At 35.3% G+C, this 20,823-nt stretch carries 18 protein-coding genes; 9 read left to right on the top strand and 9 right to left on the bottom strand.

Annotation, left to right across the window (positions count from 1 at the left end; genetic code table 11):
• The first annotated feature begins 98 nt into the window (after positions 1–98).
• On the top strand, positions 99–593 hold the full coding sequence (yajC, locus tag COMX_RS06700) for a preprotein translocase subunit YajC (protein ID WP_084051534.1): 495 nt from the start codon (positions 99–101) through the stop codon (positions 591–593).
• Between the two features lie 45 nt (positions 594–638).
• On the opposite strand, the gene COMX_RS06695 is transcribed toward yajC, so the two are convergent.
• Positions 639–1,244, bottom strand: a complete 606-nt coding sequence (locus tag COMX_RS06695; RefSeq protein ID WP_034338409.1) for a superoxide dismutase — start codon at positions 1,242–1,244, stop codon at positions 639–641.
• 151 nt (positions 1,245–1,395) lie between these two features.
• Between COMX_RS06695 and COMX_RS06690 the strand changes: the two genes are divergently transcribed.
• Together COMX_RS06690 and adhE are read left to right on the top strand one after the other, a co-directional pair.
• Complete coding sequence (locus COMX_RS06690) at positions 1,396–2,238, top strand: squalene/phytoene synthase family protein (RefSeq protein WP_051461938.1); 843 nt, start codon at positions 1,396–1,398, stop codon at positions 2,236–2,238.
• Between the two features lie 548 nt (positions 2,239–2,786).
• Entirely contained in the window at positions 2,787–5,399 is a 2,613-nt protein-coding gene (gene adhE / locus COMX_RS06685) for a bifunctional acetaldehyde-CoA/alcohol dehydrogenase (RefSeq protein WP_034338406.1), read from the top strand.
• Positions 5,400–5,484: 85 nt separating this feature from the next.
• Here adhE and COMX_RS06680 read toward each other — a convergent pair whose 3' ends face one another.
• From COMX_RS06680 to COMX_RS06670, 3 genes are all read right to left on the bottom strand, one after another.
• A complete protein-coding gene (locus COMX_RS06680; RefSeq protein WP_034338403.1) occupies positions 5,485–5,694 on the bottom strand; it encodes a TOBE domain-containing protein in 210 nt (69 codons plus the stop codon).
• 20 nt (positions 5,695–5,714) lie between these two features.
• Positions 5,715–6,962, bottom strand: coding sequence for a tyrosine--tRNA ligase (gene tyrS, locus COMX_RS06675; protein ID WP_034338400.1), 1,248 nt, complete (start codon positions 6,960–6,962; stop codon positions 5,715–5,717).
• A gap of 81 nt (positions 6,963–7,043) precedes the next feature.
• Positions 7,044–7,496, bottom strand: coding sequence for a hypothetical protein (locus tag COMX_RS06670; protein ID WP_034338398.1), 453 nt, complete (start codon positions 7,494–7,496; stop codon positions 7,044–7,046).
• 153 nt (positions 7,497–7,649) lie between these two features.
• On the opposite strand from COMX_RS06670, the gene COMX_RS06665 reads away from it, so the two are divergent.
• The 4 genes from COMX_RS06665 (at position 7,650) to COMX_RS06650 (ending at position 12,058) form a co-directional block, all read left to right on the top strand.
• On the top strand, positions 7,650–8,072 hold the full coding sequence (locus tag COMX_RS06665; protein ID WP_051461937.1) for a 5-fold beta-flower protein: 423 nt from the start codon (positions 7,650–7,652) through the stop codon (positions 8,070–8,072).
• A gap of 122 nt (positions 8,073–8,194) precedes the next feature.
• Positions 8,195–8,668, top strand: coding sequence for a 5-fold beta-flower protein (locus COMX_RS06660; RefSeq protein ID WP_034338394.1), 474 nt, complete (start codon positions 8,195–8,197; stop codon positions 8,666–8,668).
• A gap of 88 nt (positions 8,669–8,756) precedes the next feature.
• Positions 8,757–10,466, top strand: coding sequence for an aminodeoxychorismate synthase component I (gene pabB, locus COMX_RS06655; RefSeq protein WP_034338392.1), 1,710 nt, complete (start codon positions 8,757–8,759; stop codon positions 10,464–10,466).
• 185 nt (positions 10,467–10,651) lie between these two features.
• A complete protein-coding gene (locus COMX_RS06650) occupies positions 10,652–12,058 on the top strand; it encodes a mechanosensitive ion channel family protein (RefSeq protein WP_235176787.1) in 1,407 nt (468 codons plus the stop codon).
• A 70-nt stretch (positions 12,059–12,128) separates the two neighbouring features.
• Here the strand turns inward: COMX_RS06650 and COMX_RS06645 are convergent, their stop codons facing one another.
• From COMX_RS06645 to COMX_RS06635, 3 genes are all read right to left on the bottom strand, one after another.
• A complete protein-coding gene (locus COMX_RS06645; RefSeq protein WP_051461936.1) occupies positions 12,129–13,823 on the bottom strand; it encodes an AAA family ATPase in 1,695 nt (564 codons plus the stop codon).
• Between the two features lie 86 nt (positions 13,824–13,909).
• Positions 13,910–14,791 (bottom strand): formate transporter FocA, encoded by an 882-nt coding sequence (gene focA, locus COMX_RS06640; RefSeq protein WP_051461935.1) that lies wholly within the window; start codon positions 14,789–14,791, stop codon positions 13,910–13,912.
• A gap of 93 nt (positions 14,792–14,884) precedes the next feature.
• The gene (locus tag COMX_RS06635) at positions 14,885–16,084 is read right to left on the bottom strand and encodes a XylR family transcriptional regulator (RefSeq protein WP_034338390.1); all 1,200 of its coding nucleotides are present in this window, start codon (positions 16,082–16,084) and stop codon (positions 14,885–14,887) included.
• Positions 16,085–16,381: 297 nt separating this feature from the next.
• Here COMX_RS06635 and xylE point away from each other — a divergent pair, with 297 nt between their 5' ends.
• Entirely contained in the window at positions 16,382–17,818 is a 1,437-nt protein-coding gene (gene xylE, locus COMX_RS06630; RefSeq protein ID WP_034338388.1) for a D-xylose transporter XylE, read from the top strand.
• A gap of 98 nt (positions 17,819–17,916) precedes the next feature.
• Positions 17,917–19,236: a xylose isomerase gene (xylA, locus tag COMX_RS06625; protein ID WP_034338385.1), complete on the top strand. Its 1,320-nt coding sequence runs from the start codon at positions 17,917–17,919 to the stop codon at positions 19,234–19,236.
• A gap of 311 nt (positions 19,237–19,547) precedes the next feature.
• Here xylA and COMX_RS06620 read toward each other — a convergent pair whose 3' ends face one another.
• Both COMX_RS06620 and exbD read right to left on the bottom strand, forming a co-directional pair.
• A complete protein-coding gene (locus COMX_RS06620; RefSeq protein ID WP_051461934.1) occupies positions 19,548–20,399 on the bottom strand; it encodes a TonB family protein in 852 nt (283 codons plus the stop codon).
• On the bottom strand, positions 20,396–20,821 hold the full coding sequence (exbD, locus tag COMX_RS06615; RefSeq protein WP_034338382.1) for a TonB system transport protein ExbD: 426 nt from the start codon (positions 20,819–20,821) through the stop codon (positions 20,396–20,398). The genes COMX_RS06620 and exbD overlap by 4 nt, the downstream gene beginning before the upstream one ends.
• Positions 20,822–20,823: the final 2 nt, after the last annotated feature.

Raw genomic sequence — 20,823 nt, 5'->3', positions numbered from 1 at the left:
CAATAAATTTTAGTAGGCGTTTGACGCTATATGTAATATGAAATAAAGATTGTTGATTTTGGTGATTATACATCGTTGGATAAAATAGGAAATAACTTATGACGAATTTACTGGAACTATTAATTCCTGCGGCTCATGCGCAGGCTGCTGGTGGTGCTGGCGGAAGTGGAAACTTTTTAATTAGCTTGGCACCGTTTGTTGGTATCTTTTTTATTTTTTACTTTATGATTATTCGCCCACAACAAAAAAAAGCCAAGCAACAACGTGAAAGCATGAAATCTTTGCGCAGAGGAGATAAGGTTCTGACCGCTGGTGGAATTATTGCAACCGTTGTGAAAAATCAAGAAGATTCTGATGAAATGGAAGTCGATCTTTCTAATGATGTCAGAGTAAAAATTCTTCGCAGCACAATTAGTTCTGTTTTGGAAAGCAAAGCACTGCAAGCAACTGAAGCAAATAAGAATGTAAAAAAAGCAAAACCCGTTGCTAAAAAAGAAGCTGCTGCGGTAAAAGCAGAACCTGCAAAAGAAGAACCTGTAAAAGAAATTGAGCTAGATAAGTCAGAAGTTGTAGATAAAACTCAAGAGAAATAAAATAAAGAAAAACCCGACATTTAGTCGGGTTTTTTAATAGAAAAATTATGCTTTTAATTGTTGTTCAGCAAAATCATAATTAGCAAGTTTATTCAAGAAATTGTCAATAAAATCTGGGCGACGATTACGGAAATCAATGTAGTAAGCATGTTCCCATACGTCAGCTACTAATAATGCTTTGCCTTGACCTTCGGAAAGAGGGCTTTTCGCATTTGGTGTTTTAGTAATTACCAATTTATCATTTTTATCAAGAACTAACCAAGCCCATCCTGAACCAAATTGAGTGGTTGCAGCTTTTTTGAATTCTGCTTTGAAATTATCAACAGATCCAAAATCTTTTACGATACGAGCTTCGAATGCTTCGGACATTTGGCCGCCTGTTGGGCTCAAAGAATTCCAAAACATTGTATGATTATAATGTTGACCAGCATTATTTAAAACTGGAGTTAAGGCCTCGTCTTTAGCAGCCATAACAATTAATTCTTCTAAGGTTTTACCTTGAAGTGCTGGGTTTGCTGCAACCAAATCATTTAATGTATTCACATAGGTTTGGTGATGTTTACCATGATGATATTGCAATGTTTCTTCGCTCATTCCACCGCGTGATAAAGCATTTTCAGGGTATGGAAGTTGTCCAAGTTCAAAAGTCATTATTTTGTTCCTTTATATCAATTTTTTATTATATAAGACCATTTTGGTTCTTATTATTCTTTATATATAAAATGTATCGAACTTTTTATAAAGGTTAAATTCGAAAATTGTTTAAATTTTATTTTTTTCAAATTTATTATATAAGGATTATATGACAAAAAAAGACACATCTTCTTTACTTTCTTTATGCGCGATTTATGTTCAAAAATATGATCCAGATTATTTTTACTGTGCGTTATTTGCTCCTTCATTTCACCGAGAGCTGATTTTTCGTCTGCTTGCGTTTAATATCGAGATTACACGCGCTGTTTCTTTGCCCTCATCTTGGTCTGTTGCTGGACCAATGGCAGGTTTTATTCGATTGCAATGGTGGCGGGAATTGATCGAAGGTAAAGATAGAACACATGAAATTGCTCCTTTTATTTGTGAAGCTATATCTCAAGGGTTATTATCTTCTCAGTCGCTGCTAGAGCTAATCGAAGCAAAAGAAGAGGAATTGGATGGGATTAAAAATTGGGAACATTGGGAATCCCTTTTGATGCGTTCTTCTGGGAAAATACAGGCAACTATTGCACAGATATTAGGGGTTGAAGAGACTGAACATTTGCAAGGTGTAGCGTCTTTGGGAGTAGCATACGAAGTGACCAGACTAGCGCGTAACTTACCTAAGGTTTTAGCTTCTGGACGTTGTCCGTTACCCCAAGATATAATTGATGAACATCAGTTACAACGTACGGATGATGGTATTCCTGCATCGCCAGAGACGATCGTTGCTATTCGAACAGTTTTAAGAGCTAAAGCTCTGGATTATTTAAAAGCAGGACGTAATGCAAGAGCCCTAGGACGAAAGAAGATTGCAGCCGCATTACCAGCAGCATTGGCAAAACGGGATTTGAAAAAGCATCATCAATGGGATCAATTACTTGAAAAACGAGGGGTTGGTGATCAGCTTGCTGTAATATGGAGCAACTTTAAAGGTAAAGTTTCTTTTTAAAAGAAGGCTATTTTTAGATTTGAGCAATGAATAAAACCAGACTTATACTGATATCGTGATAATTTGTGAGGTATCTTATTGGTATTAGTTGGTGTGACTCTCAGCAGGCTTACAATAATGCATAAGCCATCATAATATGAATGTGGGAGAATTAATATTGAGGTAATCAAAATATTAGACAAGTAATATATCGTTAAATAAATGCTATCCCACGAATGAATTTAAAATAATAACTTCACTTAAAAATAAATTGATTATTAAGAAGGAGAAGCTCTGAAATTTTGCTCTAATGTTGCATCGTAAAGTGTAGAGAGCTTGTAAAATCCGACAGCTAAAATTTAATTATTTACATATAATTCGGGTTTAAATTTACATTGTCAAAGACAGTTATATTAAATAAAAAAATCAAATAAATCAACTCAATATTAATTGATTTATTCTATTGATAAATACTAATAATCGATTACTATCTATGCATATAAATATTCGAATCTAATATAAATATTCGAATATTAAATATTTTATATATTTCAGGTAGGAGGTTCTCTGTGTCAGTAACCAATTTGTCTGAGCTCAATAACCTAATTGCTACGGTTAAAAAAGCCCAAGCAGTTTTCGCCACTTATACCCAAGAACAAGTCGATAAAATCTTTGTTGCTGCGGCCAAAGCTGCTGCTACAGCACGTATATCTTTGGCACAACAAGCCGTTCTTGAAACAGGAATGGGTGTTGTCGAAGACAAAGTTATTAAAAATCTATATTCTTCAGAATATGTTTTAAATAAATATCGACATGAAAAAACATGTGGTATTATCTCCCAAGACAAATCGTTTGGCACAATTACCATGGCAGAGCCAATGGGAATTGTTTGTGGGATTGTTCCAACAACAAACCCTACATCTACGGCAATTTTCAAAGCATTAATTTGTCTTAAAACCCGTAATGCCATTATTTTTTCAGCACACCCTCGTGCCAAAGCATGCACCATAGAAGCAGCACGAATTATTCGAGATGCAGCAGTCGCGGCAGGCGCACCAAAAGATATTATTGGGTGGATTGACGAACCTTCTATCGAACTTTCTAATACGTTAATGAAACATGAGGATATTGCCATTATTCTTGCCACAGGTGGCACAGGTATGGTCAAAGCGGCTTATAGCTCTGGTAACCCTGCGGTTGGCGTTGGTGCTGGGAACACCCCTGTGGTGGTTGATGAAACAGCAGATTTAAAACGAACAGTTGCTTCAATTTTGATGTCCAAGACATTTGATAATGGGATGATTTGTGCTTCTGAGCAGGCGGTGATTGTTGAGAAGTCAGTTTATGATGAGGTGTGCCAATTATTTAAAGAGTATGGCGCACATGTTTTAAACAGCAAAGAAATTAAAGCTGTTCGTAAAATTATTTTAACTGAAAAAGGAACTATTAATCCTGATATTGTTGGACAACCTGCTTATAAGATTGCAGAGCTTGCTAAAATTACTGTTCCCGTTAAAACGAAAATATTAATCGGAGAGGTGGAAGATGCAGATTCATCCGAACCTTTTGCTCATGAAAAGCTCTCTCCTGTTTTAGCAATGTTTAAAGCTAAGAATTTTGAAGACGGTGTTAATACAGCCAGAAAGTTGGTTGAAATGGGAGGGATGGGGCATACTTCTGTGCTTTATACCAATCAAGAGCAAAATGCAGATCGTATTCTTTATTTCAGTAACATTATTAAGACCTGTCGTATCTTAGTGAACCAACCTGCTGCACATGGCGCGATTGGGGATATTTATAATTTTGATATTGCCCCATCTTTAACTTTGGGATGTGGTTCTTGGGGAAAAAATTCTGTATCAGAGAATGTTGGCCCTAAACATTTATTAAATCATAAAGTCATCGCTAAGAGAGCAGAAAATATGCTGTGTCAAAATATCCCAAGCTCTATTATTTTCCGTAGAGGTTCTTTGCCCGTTGCTTTGGATAATATTGTTAAACAAGGCGCAAAAAGAGCTTTTATTGTAACAGATAAGTCTTTGTTCGAGAATGGATTTGCAAAACATATTTTGGGAAGATTAGAACGCCAAGGTGTTCTTTGTGAACCTTTTTACAATATTGAGGCAGAGCCAGTTTTAAGCATTGTGGAAAAAGGTGCTAAAACGATGCGCCAATTCCAACCTGATACAATTATTGCATTAGGTGGTGGATCGGTGATGGATGCTGCCAAGCTGATGTGGGTTTTATACGAGTACCCTGATACAAAATTTGATGAACTTGCTTTACGTTATATGGATATGACAAAACGTGTATGTCATTTCCCTGAGTTAGGTAAAAAAGCGAAATTAGTTTGTGTTCCTACGACTTCTGGAACAGGTTCAGAAGTGACACCTTTTGCGATTGTTACAGATGATAAAACTGGACAGAAATATCCTCTTGCTGATTATGCATTAACACCACATATGGCTATTGTTGATGCAGATCTTGTGATGGATTTGCCTAAACCTTTATGTGCGTCAGGTGGGTTTCATGCACTTACTCATGCACTAGAAGCATATGTTTCCGTGCTTGCAAATGAATTTTCAGATGGTCAAGCTTTGCACGCACTTTCTTTGTTAAAAACATACTTGCCTAGAAGCTATAAAGACGGAGCAAAAGATCCTGTTGCACGTGAAAAAGTACATATTGCGGCAACCATGTCAGGTATTGCCTTTTCTCAAGCCTTCTTAGGGATTTGCCAATCTTTAACAAACAAAGTTGCTGCTGCATTTAATCTTTCTCATGGGGTTGCGAATGCGATTTTGATTAGTAATGTTATTCGTTATAATGCAACCAATAATCCAACTAAGATGGCAACATTCAGTCAATATGGATATCCTCAAGCCATTACTCGTTATGCCTATATTGCAGATCATCTTGAGTTAACGGCGCCATCTGATAAAGATGAAACTAAGGTTGAAAAGCTGTTATTATGGATACATGCTTTAAAAAAAGAAATTGGTATTGCACAATGTCTTAAAGATGTTGGAGTTCCTGAAAAAGATTTTGTCGAGAAATTAGATCAACTTGCACTGGATGCTTTTGATGATCAATGCACAGGAGCTAATCCACGATATCCATTGGTTGAAGAGCTAAAAGAAGTTTTAAAATGTGCTTATTATGGAAAAATCTATAAAGATTAGTAATATTAACTTTTAATTCAGACTATAAATAAAAACCCCCAAACTTTTTTGTTTAGGGGGTTTTTATTTTTAATCACTTAAAGAATTACTCGTCTACTGCAATCATAACATCAGAAGATTTAACAACAGCAGCAGCTTTCATGCCAACCTCAAGTTTTAATTCATCCACTGCTTCATTAGTAATAGCAGCCATCACCGTTGTGCCATTGACATCTAGGCTTACATGAGCGGTTGTTGCCCCTTTTTTAATGGCTATAATTTTTCCTTCTAGAACATTGCGTGCGCTAATTTTCATTTTTAATTCCTTTATGATATTTATTCGAATTTAACCAAGATATGATTCTTACGACCTGATGATAGTTTAATTACGTCATTTTTTAAATGATCAGTCGTTATCATTAGTCCTTCATCATCGATTTTTTCGTCATTTATTTTGGCACCACCACCACGGATTAAACGCCTTGCTTCGGCATTACTGGCAACTAGGCCGCTTGATGCAAAGATTTTAAATACAGGAATACCGTCTTTTAATTCTTGGTTTGACAAAGTCACTTCTGGAAGCCCAACTTGCACCAGTTTTCCTTGTTCAAAAGTTTCTTGAGCAGCTTTTTGGGCTTGCTCTGCGGCTTCTTTGCTATGACAAATGGTCGTCACTTCGGTGGCTAAAATCTTTTTTGCTTCATTAATTTCAGCTCCAGGCAATGCTGCTAAACGCTCGCATTCTTTAACAGGTAAATCAGTAAATAATTTTAAGAATTTACCAACGTCTGCATCTTCTGTATTACGCCAGAATTGCCAGAAATCAAAGACAGGGCATTTTTCTGCATTTAACCAAACAGCACCTTTGGCAGTTTTGCCCATTTTAGCGCCAGAGCTGGTGGTTAACAGAGGTGCTGTTAAACCAAAAACTTGTTTGCCTTCCATACGGCGCACCAATTCAACACCAGAAACGATGTTTCCCCATTGATCAGAGCCACCCATTTGTAAAATCGTGCCATAGCGTTTATTGAGTTCGCGGAAATCGTAAGATTGTAAAATAGAATAGTTAAATTCAAGAAAAGACAATCCTTGCTCACGATCCAAACGGCTTTTAACAGAATCAAAAGACAGCATTCTGTTTACAGAAAAGTGGATACCAACGTCGCGCAGTAACTCAATATATGAAAGTTTTTTTAACCATTCAGCATTATCAACCATGATGGCATCTTTGCCGCCTTGTTGAAAATTAACGACTTGCTGAATATTCTGAGCAATCCCTTCAAGATTATGATCAATGACTTCTTGGGTCATAAGGCTGCGGGCCTCTTCGCGGAAAGAAGGATCACCAATTTGAGCTGTGCCTCCACCCACCATAGCAATGACTTGATGTCCATGTTTTTGTAATAAACGCAATAACATTAATTGCACTAATGAGCCAACATGCAAGCTGTCAGCGGTTGGGTCAAATCCAATATAGGCAGAAATAGGCCCTTTTAAGAGAATGTCATCTAACCCTTCGAGGTCAGTGATTTGAAAGATAAACCCTCTGGCTTGGGCTTCTTGTAAAAATGGGCTTTTATGCATGGTGATTTAATCTCAACAAAATCTATAAAGGAATAACAAAGCATGTAACATGATTAAAAATGATTTTAAAGATGTTTGGCTCTAGGGTTTAACAGGAGGCAAAGGAATTGGGGCAACATTGCCAGGTATGGGATTTTCAATTTGCACCGCTTGTTGTCTGGAACCATTGCGATAGGGGCTTGTTACTGTGGATGGTGGCGATACAAAACTGTTGGGTGAACCACTACTGTAACGATGCAAGCTTTGGCCATGCTGAGTAACAGCTGGATGCGTTTCATTGGTGTAAACACCCCCTTTTTCAATATAAGGATCAGGGGCTGTATGCCATCCTTGACGGCGCAAAGGGTTATTCATATTCTTTTTTGCAGTCTTCAATGCAGGGTTTTTATAATAAGCGGGTTGACCTTCGGGAGAAGTGCTATAGTTTTTTGTAGTATGATGTTGCCACTGTTCGCTTTGAGCAAAAGCAGGGCTGGCTACTATAAGGCCTAGTGCACAGCTGATGATACTTAAGGGATTAAAGATGAATGTCATAAGTCGCCCATGGTTCGATAAATACAAAGAAGAATAATTATATCATTGTTTGACAGGGAACGAGAACAGAATTTTCATATCCTATGTTGAAAGATTATTTGATAAGATAATTTAAAATTACAAGAATATGCATTAAACAAGGAGAATTCTAAAATGTTTAAGAAATTAACATTGCTATCTTTTGGTTTTGCTTTAAGTTCCATGATGATGGTTCATTCTGGGTATGCTCAAAATAATGGAGCTGCATACGATCAGAATGGTGCTTATCAAGGAAGTATGAATTCGAATGGCCAGATGTATGATAAAAATGGTGCTTATAAAGGGCGTATGAGTTCGAATAGTCAGGTTTATAATAACTCTGGTAGCTATCAAGGGCGGATAGATTCAAACGGACAAATGTACAATCGTTCAGGGACATATCAAGGTCGTTTGGACTCAAGTGGGAATGTATATAACAGTTCTGGAACCTATCGTGGTAGAATAGATTCAAGTGGAAATGTGTATAATAGTAATGGTGATTACAAAGGCCGTGTTGATCCGCAACACAAAGAGACTGGATTATCTTTGTTGCAATAGAAAATCAATAAATCATTATAATAAATTTATTTGATTATTCTTCATATTGCAGTTCTCTATGAGAAGAATTTATTCTATTGCTCGGATTAATAAGTATATATTGTATGATAAAGGGTTAAAGAATGAAAATAATATATGTGGTTACATGTTTATCTGTTGGGGTTATGCTTGGTACAAGTAATAGCAATAATGCTTTTGCTCAACAAAACTATGTTGGTAATTCTTCTGCCAAGAGTTCACAAACTGGATATAATACGAATTTAACCAAGGTTGATAAATACGGATATATATTTAATAGTAGCGATATTTGTATTGGAACCATTGATAAAAATGGTAATATTTTAAATGGTAACAATGCCAATTTAGGCAGAATTTATAAAAATGGTTTTGTTTATAATGCTAAAAATGATGCCGTTGGTAAAGTAGATAAAAAAGGCAATATTTATACGCAATATAATGTTTTACTTGGTAAGGTTGATAAAAAAGGCCAAGTATATAACAGTAATAATGTTGTTGTAGGTCAAGTTGCCAAAGATCATAAAACAGCAGCTTTATTATTACTTTTAAAAGAAAATAATCTTTTTAATCAATATTAATGTGTTAGGTAAGAAGGATTAAGTAGTTCGTACGAAATACATTGTTCTTACCTATTTTGCTAAGATTATTTTACTCATTGGTTGTGTAATGAAGTTTCGCTTTGATTTTATAGATTGTCCTTATTATTTTACCAACCCTCATCAAATTATTCAGGCAAATAAACTGGATGATGTTATTCCTTGCATGCAGGCTATTGAGAATGCCGTACAAAAAGGATATTATGCAGCAGGTTTTATAAGTTATGAGGCTGCTCCAGCTTTTTGCTCTTATTTAACAACGTACAGATCGGGTTCGTTACCATTATTATGGTTTGGTCTTTTTGATCATCCTGAAGATTTTGATGTGATGCGAAAAGCAGAGCCTCATAAAGAGGCTCTTTCTTATCCAAACTGGCACTCTAATATTTCATGGCAAGACTATCAAAATGCTATTTATGCGGTAAAAGACCATATTGCCAAAGGCGATACATATCAGGTCAATTATACACTGCAAATGCAAGCCCAATTCCAACAAAATCCTTATCGTTTTTATTTGCATTTATTACAAGCTCAACAATCACGTTACAGTGCTTATTTGGAAAGTGATACTTTTCAAATTCTTTCTGCATCTCCAGAGTTGTTTTTTGAAATTAACAAAGATATCATTCTGACAAAACCCATGAAAGGCACAGTTCCTCGAGGGGTAAATAATATCCAAGATCAAATCAATCAGCAGGTTTTACATAATGAGAAAAATCACGCCGAGAATTTGATGATCACAGATCTTTTAAGAAATGATTTAGGACAAATTGCACAACAAGGTACAGTCAAAGTAACCTCTTTGTTTGATGCAGAAAAATATCCAACTGTGTGGCAATTAACCTCTACGATTACAGCGCAATTAAAAAAAGAAATTGCTTTAACAGATATTTTTAAAGCGTTGTTCCCTTGTGGGTCTATTACGGGGGCCCCTAAAGTAAATACGATGAACATCATACACCAGTTAGAAAAAAGTCCCAGAGGGGTTTATTGTGGCGCCTTGGGGGTTATAACACCAAATCAACAAGCAATTTTTTCAGTGCCTATTCGCACGATGGTTATTCAAAATGGGCAAGCAACTTATGGTGTTGGGGGTGGTATTACTTGGGATTCTACGCCAAAAAATGAATATGAAGAGGTGTTGCACAAAGTGCAGGTTTTATATCAATCTAAAGTTCCAGAGCATTTATTAGAATCGTTATTATTAGGGGATGGAAAATATTTTTTATACATAGAGCATCTTCAACGTCTCAAAGAATCGGCACAATATTTCGATTTTATTTTTGATGAGGTATCTATCGCTGTTGCTCTACAAGCATTACAACAAAAGCATTCAGAAGGGCTATGGAAAGTAAGGCTTTTATTGGATAATAAAGGAAGGCTTGATTGTGAAGCGCAACCAATCAAGGCCTTAACATCTTCTTTGACTGCATCATGGGCCACGCAACCTATGCAAACAGATAATGTTTTTTTATATCATAAAACGACAACAAGGGATTTCTATCCCAAAGTTACTTTAGACCATGAGAATTTGTTATTTAATGAAAAAGAGGAGGTCACAGAGTTTGTTAATGGCAATTTTGTTTTAAACTCCGATGGTGAATGGTTTACCCCCCCTTTACAGAGTGGTTTATTAAATGGCACAATGCGTCAACATTTGTTACAAAAAGGCAAGATAAAAGAACGCATTATTTATAAAAAAGATATTCAAGAAAGCAGTAAAATTGCTTTTATAAATAGTGTTCGTGGATGGCGTGACGTCAATTTTAATATAAAATAATATTAAGAGCATCAAAATATCACCATATTATTTTGTCATAGTTACTTTAAAGCAAATATTGAGATCGATTATTTACAATAACGATAATGAAATCATTATTGTTCACAATATAAATCTGTATAAAAGCATGGCTCTTTGGGGATTATTCAAGAGCCTTTATATATAAAACGATACAAGGATTTCTAATGTCGAATATAGGCGAGCAAATAGGCAAAGTAGTGGCCGATGAGCAAATGGTAAAAGCATTGGCTAATAATGCACGAACGACAGGTGGGGCAGTACATAATATTCAACAAGAGGGGTTGGATTGGATAGAGAGGTTGTTGAGTAAAGTTGGCATACAATCAAGTGGTGTCATGCTATTTATTCTTGCAGTATCCATAATTATTATAACAGCTGTTGTTTTACATTTTATTTTACATAGGTTGGTATTAAGAAAGTTATACCAGTTTTCTAAAAAAAGTTCTAAAGTTTGGATACAAGTTTTAACAGAAGACCAGCTCTTTAATCGTCTGGCGTTTGTTATTCAAGGTGTTGTGCTGTTGGCACAAACAACATTTTGGGTTCAATATCACGTTCCAATTTTGTATTTCGTAGTTGTTTGTACTAAATTATGGATATCATTATATATATTATTATCCATATTCTCATTTTTAAACATTGTTAATCATCTTTCAAACAGATTAGGAATATCAAGTAATTTACCCTTGGGAGGTATCTTTCAGGGAATTAAATTATTAGCGTCTTTATTCTTTGGTATTGTGATGATTTCAACAGTGGTTGACCAGTCACCGTGGAAATTAATTGGTGGCTTGGGTGCGATGGCTGCTGTTATTATGTTGGTGTTTAAAGATTCTATTTTAGGGTTAGCAGCAGGAATTCAATTATCAGCGAATAAAATGTTAAGGATTGGAGATTGGTTAACAATGGAAAAATACGGTGCTGATGGCACTGTTATTGATATTGGATTAACGACAGTTAAAGTTCAAAATTTTGATAATACGATGACTATGATTCCAACTTATGCGCTTGTTTCTGATTCATTTATTAATTGGCGTGCCATGCAGGAATCCGGTGGTCGACGTATTAAACGTTCTGTATTAATCGATGCGAATTCAATAAGATTTTTGACCAAGGAAGAAATTGAAACGCTTTCTAAAAGTGTTTTGTTAAAACCCTATATTGTGCAAAGGGCTGCCGAAATTGATAAATTTAACCAAGATAAGAATTATGACCTTGAGGTGTCTCGGTTAAATGGACGTCGTTTAACGAATTTTGGATTATATCGTGCTTATTTAGAAGAATATTTAAAGCAGCATCCCTCTGTTCATCGTGGGATGACCTGTATGGTTCGTCAAATGGCACCTGATTTTTCTGCGATTCCACTAGAAATTTATTGTTTTAGTAATACGGTGGTATGGAAAAAATATGAAGAAATTCAGTCTGATATTTTTGATCATTCTTATTCAGTTTTGAATGAATTCTTCCTAAGTGCTGGACAAAGTGGCACAGGGAACAGTTCAACCGTTACATTGGTTCGTGGGCCTGAAGCAAATACGATCAATGGTGGTAATTCTGTCGTATCAAATTAATAGTTGATTTTAAAAGCCTGTGTAAAACAACATTAATAAGAGTAAAAAGCAGTATTTTATACTGCTTTTTTTATAAGTTATTGTCATTTCTGACAATGGCAGCAGTAATTGCTTGGGAGGCTCCACCTAATAAAGAGAGAATAAATTTTTGCGCATCGTTGTTTTTTTGAATCATTAAAATGACATTATGTTCATAACGTTGTCGATCAGCAAAACCACAGTTTTTGGCAATTGGATTTAATAAATTCGCCTCTCTAATCGGATAATGGGTCATTAACGCGTCATAGTTTTTAGTTTCCAAATAATGATCAAATAGTTGATATTCTTTATGAAGCAACGAAGGAATATCGACGGTTTTTTCATAAATAATATTTTGTTCAATATCTGTTTGTTTAGGCAGACTGGCCATAATTTCTGATCTGACTTTCATATTCACAGATCGGCCGCAAAGATGATCTTTTTGTTTGGATAGCTCGTCTTGCATTAGCTGAGTTATCTTTGCATAAGTCATTTCTATATCTTTAATATCATTAAATTCTTTGGCATATTCTAATACCCATTGAATGATTTTAGGATGATAAAAAATAGATTCAATGGAATAGACATTAAGGCTGAAAATATAGGCTTTGGCTAGATTTTCGATTTCTTTTTGGGCTTTGTTGTCATTATCAATAATTCCAAATGCTTTAACCCAATGGGTTCCTTGATTATTTCTTAATCCTTTGACAGACTGTTCCACCATTTCACAAGACCCTTTTGAAATAACCGAAACAGTGGGAAAGAGGGTTTGGTACAATTGAATATCTAAACTGGCAGAGGTTCCCTCGACAAAGAGCATGATTTTTCTGGAACCCAGCAAGTCGACTTTTAAAGTTTCTTCTAATGCTGAATATCGTTCATCGTGTTGGTTGATGAGATCAACATCCCAACGGATAGGTTCATCATTTTCGTATTCACATTGACGCACTAATAGGACTTTTGAATCATGCACATATGTTGGTAAGGCAATTTCATGCGTGGAAATAATAAATATACAATCTTTACGGAGCTGGATAAGTTCTGATAGTAATGAAGAGACTAATCGCCGATGTAAATGCCGTTCAGGTTCATCTAAATAAATAAAAGATCCAGATTTAGCACACAGGATATTACTGCTGATCATAAGTGCAGCACGTTCCCCGTCAGAAAGTTCTGCTATTGAGTATTCTTTAGGTGGAGAGTAGGCATTATTTTTTGCCATTAATGTTTGCTTTTTGCTAAGAAAAAGCTCAATGACAAAACCGCTTTTTTTAAAGATAGAGTTAAGACTATCTATTTCAGTTAAGGCATCAGAAGTGATAACTTGTTCACCAATTTTTATTTTTTGTTGAAGGTTGGTGGCATTATTCAAAGAATTACGAATGAGTGTTTCAATGGAAAAAAGATTTTCGATAGCTTGTTGAGCAGGATATAAACTATATCGAATGGTAGTGTGTGTATAAAAAGCTTTTTTGTGCGTTTTGTCTTCGTTGTACTGTTGTGTATTATACTTGTACGCTTTATCATCAAGATTGTTTGGACGATAGGCAGACATTAAAACACAGTTTTTGATTCCTAAATTATGCAGTAATTTATATAATAATGATGATTTGCCAGAACCATTGGCTCCTAGCATAAAGAATACATTTCCAACAGATAACTCAATCGATAGATCCTCGCCATTCATCGTTGGAATAGTAATGGATATAGGTTTTGAGGTCTTATTAAGATCGTCTTGAGTTGTCATGATGGTATCTATTATCTATTACTGGTTCATTTGTTATGATAATATACCATGATCATGAAAGAGATAATAGAATACTGTAATAGGAATTATTTATCTGCTTTCGTTGTATAACTACGTAGAAATAATAACCAATTTCCCCAACCTATGAGTAATGCCCCGCCAATAATATTACCAATGGTCACAGGAATTAAGTTATGTAAGAAAAAATTACCCCAAGTAAGATCTGCATATTTAGCAATATTAATCCCATGAGATACCCAAAATTCAGAATCTGTTGTGCTTTTAATTAAAATTCCCATAGGGATTTCATACATATTCGCAACACAATGTTCAAATCCACAAGCAACGAACATTGCAATAGGAAATAGCAAAACCAAAACTTTATCTGCACTGGTTCGGCAACTGAAGCACAGCCATACGCCTAAGCTTACCATCACATTACACATGATCCCTAATGCAATGGCTTCTATAAAAGTGTGATGTAGTTTATGGTCAACAATATTCATATAATTTAAAGCAATTTGTCCATCGGCATCCCATGGGTGTCCACTCATGTAAACCAGGAAGACTAAGAATAATGCGCCAATAAAATTACCAAAATAAACAAATCCCCAATTTCTAAAAAGCTGAAACCATGTGATTTTATTACTTTCTTTGGCAATAAAGGTCAGTGTCGTTGAGGTAAATAAATCGGCTCCACATACGATCACGAGGATCAATCCCATACTAAAGCATAATCCGCCGACAAGTTTTGCCATACCATAAGGCATGGTAGAGGATCCTGTAGTGACTAACGTAAAAAAAATAAAGGCCAGTCCAATAAAAAAACCACCATAAGTGGAAGCAATAAATACTTTTGAAAATGGTTTTTGAACTTTCGCCACCATCATTTTTTCGGCTTTTCTTGCCATCTCATATGGATCAAAAGCATCTATAGAAGTGGTTTGGAAATCAGGGTTTGTTTCCATGATTTTGATCCTAAATTTTCATAATAAAAATATTCGCTTCAATTATAATAATTTTAAATTTATTATTTTCAATAATTAAATTATCTTTATTATTTAATAGCTTATTTCTGACCAAGAATATGATTTATCTTCTCTGTATTGTTTGGGGGTTTGTTTAAATTCCTTGTTAAATAAGAAATAAAAATATTGTAAAGACGGATAACCACATTGCTCTGATATTTTTGTCAAAGAGAGCGTAGTGTGACTTAATAAATATCGAGCACGTTTGAGTTTTTCAGCATAAATAATGGCGTGCATTGTTTGGTTTAATTCTTGTTTAAATCGTGTCTCTAGGTTTGATCTTGATAATTTAACGGCACTGATTACATGTTCGACTTTGATGTTTTGACAAGCATGTTGACGTATATAATGCATTGCTTGAATGACGTAAGGGTCTTCAATAGATCGATAGTCTGTGGATTGACGCTCTATAATTTGTTTAGGTGCGATCAAGGTTTGTGTTACAGAAACAGGTTTATTTTCAAGCATTTGTTGCAACAAAGAGGCAGCTTGATATCCCATATCTTCGGTACCTTGGGTAATGGTAGAGATATAATTATTTGAAAGATAATTAATAACCTCTTCATTATCGATTCCAATTAAACAATATTCATCAGGGATTTTTTTATTTAATTGTTTGCAAGCTTGTAAAATATGGCGAGCGCGTGAGTCATTTACAGCAATAATACCTGTATTCAGTGGAAGAGAAGAAACCCATTCAGCAAGGTTTTGTAATCCCTCTTGCCAATTATTTAAATTCATTTCTATACCTTGATAAACACATCCAGGATAGCTTTGTTGTTGCATGATTTGTTGAAATGCAACCTCGCGTTCATAGGCAAAACGTGCATGACGACTGGGAGGATAACTGTAAAGAGCGAATTTTTTAATCCCTTTATGGCATAAATGGTCAAAGGCTGTTTTGATAAGGGCATAATTATCAGATGCTACATAAGGAATAGAAGGATATTCAGCTTTATTATGGAAAGAGGCACCGACACCTATAATTGGGCAATCACTGTTATGGGCAATGGATTCAATATGATGGTCATCATAATTAGCAATCATACCATCACAATTTAAAACAGAGTGATAATTTATATCCCACCGTAAGCTATCGGAAATATACATATTCCAATTAACGTGATGGTTTTGTAGAAAATCGCCAATCCCCTTTAGAATTTGCCGATCATAAACTTGGTTTGCATTAAATAATAATAGAATGCGAGCTTCTTTTTCCAATGATAGGGTCATGATGATGAAATTTTCGCTTAAGTAAAGTTGTAATAAATTCTATTATAATATTTACAATTTAAAAATTGTGATCACATTTATTTGATCAAAATCTCGATATATAAGTAAAAAACATAAAATACTTATGAAATTTCATAATTGAGAAAATAAATTATTTCACTGTATAATTTATTTAGTTCAGTAATAAATTGATTTTATTTACATCTTTTCAAATAATAACATCTTTTACTCTGAACATTAGAAAAGGCTTTTATGTCTTATTTGGTGATTTATTCATGGCTAATAAAAGGATTAACGATGAATAAGCAGTATAATACACTTTATGTGTTCAGAATTACTCTTGTGGCAACACTGGGTGGTTTATTATTTGGTTATGATACAGCGGTCGTTTCTGGAACCGTTGATTCAATTTTCAGAGTTTTTATTGAACCTCAACATCTCAGCGAAACAGCAGCCAATTCCCTTTTGGGATTTTGTATTGCCAGTGCGTTAATCGGGTGTATTATTGGGGGATTGATTGGTGGTTATTTAAGTAATAAATTTGGTCGCAGAAACTCTTTGTTATTTGCAGCATTTTTATTTTTTATTGCTGCTATTGGTTCGGCCTATCCCGAGTTTGGTTTCCACCAGGTTGAAACGGGACAATTACCTGTTTACTTATCAGGATTTATTCCTGAGTTTGTCATTTACCGTATTATTGGTGGAATAGGGGTGGGATTAGCATCCATGTTGTCCCCGATGTATATTGCCGAAGTTGCACCAACAGAAATTCGAGGAAAACTAGTTTCATTCAATCAATTTGCAATTATTTTTGGCCAATTATTGGTTTATTGTGTGAACTATTTTATCGCGAGTTCTGGTGATCAATCATGGTTACATACGGTTGGTTGGCGGTATATGTTTTTATCACTTGCTATTCCTGCAACTTTGTTTTTCATTCTGTTATTTACGGTACCAGAAAGTCCACGTTGGTTGGTTGAAAAACAACGTAAAGATCACGCCCTATCTGTGTTGACGAATATTTTAAATCCAGAACGTGCTAAGGCAGCATTATCAGAAATAATGACTTCTTTGGCAAATACGTCAGAATCAGGAGCTAAATTATTTAAATACGGGGCTGGGGTTATTGTTATTGGGATTTTATTATCTGCGTTTCAACAATTAATGGGTATTAATGTGGTGTTATATTATGCTCCAGAAGTCTTTAAAAGTCTGGGCGCGAGTACTGACTCTGCTTTATTACAAACCATTATTGTTGGGATTATTAATCTATCCTTTACGACAGTTGCAATCTTTACAGTTGATAAATTTGGTCGCAAACCTTTGCAAATTATAGGTGCCTTTGGTATGGCTTTGGGTATGCTTGTTTTAGGATGTGCATTTTTCTTAAAAATGTCTCCAATTCTTGCCCTGATGTCTATGCTTCTTTACATTGCATCTTTTGCGATTTCATGGGGTCCTGTTTGCTGGGTTCTATTGGCTGAAATCTTCCCTAACTCTATTCGTAGTAAAGCACTTTCTATAGCTGTTGCCGTTCAATGGGTTGCTAATTACCTGGTTTCATGGACGTTTCCTATTATGGATAAAAATTCATATTTGGTGCAAACATTTAATCATGGTTTCTCTTATTGGATTTATGGCGTTATCAGCATTGCTGCAGCTATCTTTATGATTAAATTTGTTCCTGAAACCAAAGGTAAATCTTTGGAAGAGCTAGAGGCTATCTGGAAATAAACTTTAACCATTTATCTTTATCGTTAATTCATAATTTTATTATTCATCATGAATAGTGAATTATAAAATAAGCACACTGATCATTTAGGAGATCGATTATGCAAAATTATTATGACAAAGTTCAAAAAGTTCAATATGAAGGTCCTCAAAGCAAAAACCCACTTGCCTTTCGTCATTATAATCCTGATGAAATTGTCTTGGGCAAGAAAATGTCAGAACATCTTCGTTTTGCTATTTGTTACTGGCATACTTTTTGCTGGAATGGTACGGATATGTTTGGAACGGGTTCTTTTCAATATCCTTGGCAAGCAAGTTCTGATCCACTAACCAATGCCAAAGCAAAAGCAGATGTTGCCTTTGAATTTTTTCAAAAAATGAATGTTCCTTTTTATGCTTTCCATGATGTGGATGTGGCTCCTGAAGGGAAAAATATTAAAGAATATTTACATAACTCTGCTGTGCTTGCGGATATAATGTTGGAAAAACAAACAGCCACTGGTATTAAACCTTTATGGGGTACGGCAAATTGTTTTACCAACCCTCGTTATATGGGTGGGGCTGCAACAAACCCTGATCCAGAAATCTTTGCTTATGCAGCAGCACAAGTTGTGAATGCAATGAATGTTACTCATAAACTTGGTGGAGAAAATTATGTTCTTTGGGGCGGGCGTGAAGGATATGAAAGTCTTCTAAACACTGACCTTAAAAAAGAACGTGAGCAACTGGGTCGCTTTATGTCAATGGTTGTGGAAAATAAGCATAAAATTGGTTATAAAGGCACCTTGTTGATCGAACCAAAACCACAAGAGCCAACAAAACATCAATATGATTATGACGTTGCAACTATTTATGGGTTCTTAAAACAATTTGGTTTAGAAAAAGAAATCAAAGTTAATATTGAAGCCAATCACGCAACGCTTGCTGGTCATTCTTTCCAGCATGAAGTTGCAATGGCGTTTTCTTTGGGTATTTTTGGATCTTTGGATGCGAACCGTGGTGATCCACAATTGGGATGGGATACTGATCAATTTCCAAATAGTGTCGAAGAAAATACATTAATTATGTATGAAATTCTTAAAAATGGTGGCTTTACAACGGGTGGATTGAATTTTGATTCTAAGGTCAGACGTCAATCTACTGATAAATATTCGATTTTCTATGGTCATATTGGTGGAATGGACACGATGGCATTATCATTGAAATGTGCTGCTAAAATAATGAGTGATGATCAATTAAAAGCCAATACAGATAAACGTTATGCTGGATGGAATACTCAATTTGGTAAAGATATGTTGGCTGGTAAAATGACATTGGCTGATATTGCTAAACATGTGGAAAGTAATGACCTTCGTCCACAACCAGTTAGTGGTGATCAAGAACGTTTAGAAAACTTGGTAAATCATTATATCTTTGATTAAGTTTTATCAAAGCTTTGATAGTTGAAAATATACGGCGTTAGGTAAGTCTAGCGCCGTTTTTTTAATTTATTTTATTATAAGATAAGGTTTGTTACCAATAGTAGGTATAATATTCCCAATAGGAAGATTGTTTGAAGTAGTTTGCCAGCTATTGTCATTTTGCCAGTTATAGCTATGGGGCGCAGATCGTAATATATAATTATGAATGATAACAAAAACGATCAAAGTGATTTATAGCCAGTTCAGCTTTATCCTGAAGATTTAATCATTATAAAAAATAACATATGTAAGTTAAAAATAGAAAAAACAACTTACATGTGAAAATCAACAGGCACATTAATTGTAATATTGTTCCCTTTAATACTTTCGGGCACTGCAGGCAGAGGACTGGCACGATAAGCCAGTGCAACAGCCTCTTTGTCTAATGTAGAATATCCAGAGCTTTTTGCCAATTTAGAAGATAGAACATTCCCTTGACGATTAATGGTGATTTTAATTGTTGCAACACCTTCTTGTCTATTATTTTGTGCATCAGAAGGATAGTTTTTTAAACGTTCAAGTTTTTTTAATACACTGCCTTGCCATGACGCAGGACTCATTGATGCTTTTGTATGAGAGGATGCATGCGCACTATTTGCATTACTGGATGTCACAGTTGATGCTGATTGCAACTGAGAGTTTGAAGGTGTTGTATTTGTTGTCTGGGAAACAGGTGCAACAGGTTGGTGTTGAATAGGTTTAACCTGTTTTTTTGCAATTTGTTTATGCTCGACAGGTTGAATTTTCTTGAGTTTTTGAGTTTTTGGTAAAATAATTTCGGGAGAAGGGGCAGGGGGTGCATCCATCGAAGAAGTTTGTTCTTCCAAGGGTTGAGGTTCTGGTGTTGCCGCCATAGGAGGAGATGCAGGTGCAAGATCCGTTGATAAATCAAGTGTGATTGCGGGTGGCGTGTCTGTGGGTAAAGCAATCGTATGCGTATGAGGCATATGAAACGCAACCCAAGCAATCCCTATTAAAAAAAAAGAGCTGCCGATTAAGGAGCTTCCCCAAAGTAAACGGTCTTGTTTATGTTGGTATTGTTGATATGCTCTTTGCCATTGATTAAAAGACAAATCAGGCACCTTATTGATAAAAAAAGAAAAATTTAAAAAAAAAGAGCTCACGGTGTAGCTCCTTCTTTGGCCAGATTAACCAAAGCAACTTTTAAATACCCTGCTGAGCGTAATTGATCCATCACAGAGATCAAGCTTTCATAATCAACTTTTTTATCGGCTCTTAAGAAAATTGCCTCATTTTTATTGCCCTTTGTTGCGGTGTCCAAAGCTGCGGCCAATTGATCTTTGTTGATTTTATTTTCACCTATAGATAAGGTTTGATCTGTTTTTAATGTCAGAAAAACAGGGTTAGTCGGTGATGGTGTTGTTTTTTCTGTTGATCCTGGCAAGTTAACAGGAATATTCACGGTACTTAATGGTGCGGCAACCATAAAGATAATCAGTAACACCAGGACAACATCAATAAAGGGTGTTACGTTAATGTCATTAACTTCGTTAGGAGTTTCATCGTTATGACGCATACGGATCATCA

This window comes from Commensalibacter papalotli (ex Servin-Garciduenas et al. 2014), from assembly GCF_000527695.1.
GTDB classification, from domain to species: Bacteria; Pseudomonadota; Alphaproteobacteria; order Acetobacterales; family Acetobacteraceae; genus Commensalibacter; species Commensalibacter papalotli.
The sequence above is the reverse complement of the archived record's forward strand: the minus strand, read 5'-3'. Positions and strand labels throughout refer to the sequence as shown.